Source organism: Effusibacillus lacus, assembly GCF_002335525.1.
In the GTDB taxonomy this organism is placed as follows: domain Bacteria; phylum Bacillota; class Bacilli; order Tumebacillales; family Effusibacillaceae; genus Effusibacillus; species Effusibacillus lacus.
In genome coordinates, this window is the sequence record NZ_BDUF01000037.1 from 1 (window position 1) to 2,622 (window position 2,622).

The 2,622-nt window shown below is 51.1% G+C and carries 2 protein-coding genes; both read left to right on the forward strand.

The features are described from left to right. Nucleotides 1-133: 133 nt before the first annotated feature. Entirely contained in the window at nucleotides 134-1,588 is a 1,455-nt protein-coding gene (gene istA / locus EFBL_RS07965) for an IS21 family transposase (RefSeq protein WP_231705721.1), read from the forward strand. Next, nucleotides 1,588-2,397, forward strand: coding sequence for an IS21-like element helper ATPase IstB (gene istB, locus EFBL_RS07970; RefSeq protein WP_096181619.1), 810 nt, complete (start codon nucleotides 1,588-1,590; stop codon nucleotides 2,395-2,397). The genes istA and istB overlap by 1 nt, the downstream gene beginning before the upstream one ends. The last annotated feature ends 225 nt before the right edge of the window (nucleotides 2,398-2,622 follow it).

Genomic DNA, 2,622 nt, shown 5'->3' on the forward strand with positions numbered 1-2,622 from the left:
TGTGATTGATAACATAAAAGTTGACCACGTGGAGGCACATTGACAACCAAAAAGTTGACCACCCCTACACCAAATTCCTGTACGCTGATTTTGTCGAAATCAAGTGTACAGGAGGAAAGGATGCGTGTATGGGATGGTCGATAAAGAGTATATCAGGAAACGGCACTTCATGGACGGATGGTCCATTCGTGAAATCAGTAGAAACTGCAAGATTTCACGACAGACGGTACGTAAAATGTTACAGGAAGCGGAGATTCCGAAGTACCAGCTCACCAAACCGAAACCCCGTCCAGCCATGGAGCGTTGGATTCCGGTCATCGAAGCATGGTTACAGGAAGAGGAGCGTTCAGCACCAAAGAAGCAGCGCTATGTCTCCTCAAGAATCTATGAACGACTCCGAGAAGAATATCCGGAAGAATTTGATGCCGCCGAATCCACGGTACGGTATTGGGTTCGCAAGCTGCGCAATAAGCCACAGGAGGCGTTTGTTCCGCTAACTGCCGATGCGGGCGAACTGGCTGAAGCAGACTTTGGACGAGCCGTGATCAAGATCGCCGGAAAACCGACGGACGTACACCTGTTTGTGATGAGATTGCGACATAGCGGAGTCATTTTCGCCCATGCTTTTTCCAGCGAGAAAATCGAGGCATTCTTGGAGGGGCATCGGCTGGCGTTTGAATGGTTTGGCGGTATCCCTCGCAGCGTTCGCTATGACAATCCAAAGACAGCCGTGACCAAAATCCTTACGGGTCCGATGCGGGATGAGCATGAACTTCTGTCGAGTTTGCGTGCCCATTACCTGTTCGACAGTGATTTTTGCCGGCCTGGAGAACCGCATGAGAAAGGCAGCGTGGAAAATGGAGTCGGTTATGTTCGTCGCCATGCCTGTGTGCCGGTTCCCGAGGTATCCGATTTGGAGGCATTCAACACCCATCTGCTCGCCTGGTGCGAGAAAACAAGGAACAAACGTTGGACCCTGTGGGAACAAGAACGTTCTGCACTCCGGGCCCTGCCCATACACGCCCACCGCTGCGCAACGACTCATCCCGTCCTGGTGAACAAGCTCTGTTTGGTGAGTTTTGACTACAACCGCTATTCAGTACCAAGTGCTTATGTAGGCAAGACTCTCCTCCTGCGAGCCTATGCCGAAAGAATCGAGATTCTTCACCGGGAGCAGGTCGTGGCCAAGCATGTTCGCTGTCATGAACGAAAGCGGACGTTCCTGGAATTAGAGCACTACCTGCCGATACTTGCCTACAAACCACACGCAGCCACACATGCCGCTGTTGTGCGCCAGTTGCCGGAAATCTACCATCGTATTCGTATACGGATGGTAAACAGTCGGCCAGACGGGTACAAGGACTTCGTGGCCATTCTGCTTTTGCACCAGATCTTTCCTGCGAAGGACATTCTAGAGGCCATTGAAGCGATTGGACCTGATGTGGTGACCGCCGAACAAATCCGAGCCCATTTGTTCCGCCCTCCCACATCTCCCACTTGTCAGGTTCCGGATGAACTCAAGACTTACCGGCTCATGAAGCAAAATCCAGCACGCTACGACATGCTCGTGAAAGGGGTTGTGCACTGATGGCAGACGACATCCACGCCGCCATGGTCGATATTTATTGCAAAGAGCTCAAGATGCCAGGACTTCGCAAGGCGTATGCCTCCCTCGCTCGGGAAGCGATACAGAATGGGCAGTCCATGGTTCAATATCTGGCCGGCTGTCTAGCCGAAGAACTAGAGTCTCGAAAACAGAGCCGTCTCCAAACGTATACTCGTCAGGCCCGGTTTCCGACGTATAAAACCCTGCAGGATTTCGATTTTGCCGCAATCCCTGCACTGTCGAAACAACGGGTTCTGCATCTGGCGGAAGGTGAATTCATTCGAAACAAAGAAAACGTGATTTGTATGGGAGCCAGCGGTACAGGAAAAACGCATGTGGCCATTGCAATCGGAATGGCTGCCATTGCTGCTGGATACCGGGTCCGATTCATTACGGTGATGCAACTCGTTCAGGAGTTGTTGCAGGCAGAGTCCGAGTACCGTTTGCCCCGATACCTGCGAACGTGGGATAAGTATGACCTCGTTTGTTTGGACGAGCTCGGGTACGTTTCGCTTTCGCAAGGGGGCCCCTTGTTGTTCCAATTCTGCGCTGACCGTTATGAGAAAGGGAGCCTCCTCATTACGACGAATCTTGAGTTTGCGAAATGGACGGATGTGTTTCATGACGTCACGCTGACTACGGCATTACTCGACCGTCTGACCCACCACTCACACATTCTGTTGTTTGAAGGGGAATCATATAGATTTCGAGAAAGTCAACGGAAAACGATAAACGAAAACTTGAGAAGAAATGGAGATGAGCTGCATGAGACAAGGAATCCTGCGGTATGACTCAGACCTGGATACTTGGTGTTTTGATGAGGAAGAGCGTCTCGAAAGTGTGTCGCCCGGGGAGATTCTAAGAATTCGTGTGGCAGACAATTTTCAGTGTGGGCAACTCTACGTAAACACTGACGGTAAATGGGAGGTGATTTTTGGAGGCGCTAGGAAGTCGAGCCAATGGGCTCTTACTCTGGAACGTGGACGTTGGTATCCCGCAAAAAAAGACTAAAAAAC

Bases quoted from the DNA above. Each gene is read 5' to 3' on its own strand.
- istA (WP_231705721.1), top strand. From the start codon at position 134: ATGGTCGATAAAGAGTATATCAGGAAACGGCACTTCATGGACGGATGG.
- istB (WP_096181619.1), top strand. From the start codon at position 1,588: ATGGCAGACGACATCCACGCCGCCATGGTCGATATTTATTGCAAAGAG.